Raw genomic sequence first — 1,708 nt, 5'->3', positions numbered from 1 at the left:
CTGGCCTGGACCAACAATCCCGCGACGGCGGCCCTGCCCCCGGCCGGACGACGGGAGGTGTGGGCGGAGACCGTCTCCCGGCACGGGCCCACCCCGCAGGACCCGCCCGACACCTGGACCGGGTACCGCCTGCGGCCCGAGGCGGTGACGTTCTGGCGGGGCGAGCCCGACGCGCCCTCACACCGCCGACGGTTCCACCTGCGTCCCGGCGGCTGGCTGGCTGAGGACCTCCCGGGCTGACACGCCGCGCCGACCGCGCGCGCCCAACCCTTGCCGCCGCCCCGAGAACGAGAGACCCCTCATGATCACCTTCACCGATGCGCTCGTCATCCCCGTGACGACGATCCCGGGAACGACTGCAGCCGACGCCCCGCCGTGGTTCCACGGCTGGGTCCACGTCGACGAGGACGGGCTGATCGCCGCGCTGGGTGCCGGTGATCCGCCGCCCGGACTGCCCGGCACCGTCCACGACCTGGGTGGGTCGATCCTGGCGCCCGGGTTCGTCTCCGCGCACAGCCACCTGTTCACCGCCGGGATGCGCGGCATCGCCCCCGACGACACGCTCTACGGGTGGGTCTCACGGATGGGCGAGATGATGGTCGGGGCCGAGGCCGAGGACCTGTACTGGTTCACCCTCGCCGGCTGCCTGGACTTCCTGCGCAACGGCGTGACCAGCGCCTACAACTTCACCCAGAGCCGGGTGGTGGCGGTGTTCGACCACGCCACCTCCACCCTGGTCGCCGAGCGGGTCCACGACGTCGAGTTCCTCACGCGACAGATCGACGCGCAGGCCGACTCGGGACTGCGGTGCGTCACCTCGACCCGGCTGGACGACGAGCAGCTGCCCGAGGCCGAGTGCTTCGAGGCGTTCGCCCACGTCACCGAGCACCGCCAGCGCACGGTCCCCCGGGACCTGGATCTGGGCGGATCGGTGTTCGGGTCGGTGCAGTGGTCGTCCTCGCCGGTCACCGCCGAACGCGAACGGCACGCCATGGCGACCCACCGTGTGGGCAACCAGGCGCACTTCGTGGAGACCGCCGAGCACCTGGAGGTGCAGCGGGCCAAGTTCGACTGGTACGACCACGCCGGGGTGTTGGGCCCCGCCTTCTCCTTCGGCCACTTCGTCCACCCCACGGACCACATGGTCCGCCGCGTGGCGGAGACCGACTCGGCCGTGATCTGGCAGGCCACCTCCAACGGCCGGCTGGGATCCGGTATCGCCGACGTCGCCGGGTACCGGGCCGCGGGGATCCGGGTGGGGATGGGGCTCGACGACCAGTCCTGCACCGACGTCTCCGACCCGTTCCAGAACATGCGCATCGGCCTCTACACCCAGCGGGCCGTCCACTCCGACGCCTCTGTCCTGGCCGCGCACGAGGTGCTGCGGATGCACACCCTGGGTGGCGCGGAGGCGCTCGGCCTGTCCGGCCGGATCGGCAGCATCGAGGTGGGCAAGCACGCCGACCTGCTGGTCGTGGATCCCACCGCCCCGGCCACCGGGCCGATCTGGGACCCGGTGGCCACGTACGTCCTGGCGTGTTCGCTGCGCAACCTCACGCACGTGTACGTGGGCGGGCGGCTGGTCGCCGAGGGGGCACGCTCACTGCACCCGCTGGCGGACGAGGCCGACGCCCAGCTCACCGAGCGGATGATCCGCTCGGCGCGGGCGCGCGGGTTCGCCCCGGCCTACACGCGGCCGGTGGGGGTG

Annotated in this window: 2 protein-coding genes; both read left to right on the top strand. The window is 72.7% G+C overall.

What is annotated here, in order from left to right; all coding sequences use genetic code 11:
* Window positions 1-240, top strand: a 240-nt coding sequence (locus G6018_RS07810) for a pyridoxine 5'-phosphate oxidase C-terminal domain-containing protein (protein WP_277817762.1), incomplete at its 5' end; no start/stop codon positions are given.
* A gap of 61 nt (window positions 241-301) precedes the next feature.
* On the top strand, window positions 302-1,708 hold a 1,407-nt coding region (locus G6018_RS07805), incomplete at its 3' end, for an amidohydrolase family protein (RefSeq protein ID WP_182639312.1).

This window comes from Dietzia sp. DQ11-44, assembly GCF_014145205.1.
Taxonomy (GTDB): Bacteria; Actinomycetota; Actinomycetes; order Mycobacteriales; family Mycobacteriaceae; genus Dietzia; species Dietzia natronolimnaea.
This window is presented reverse-complemented; position numbering and strand designations above follow the sequence as displayed.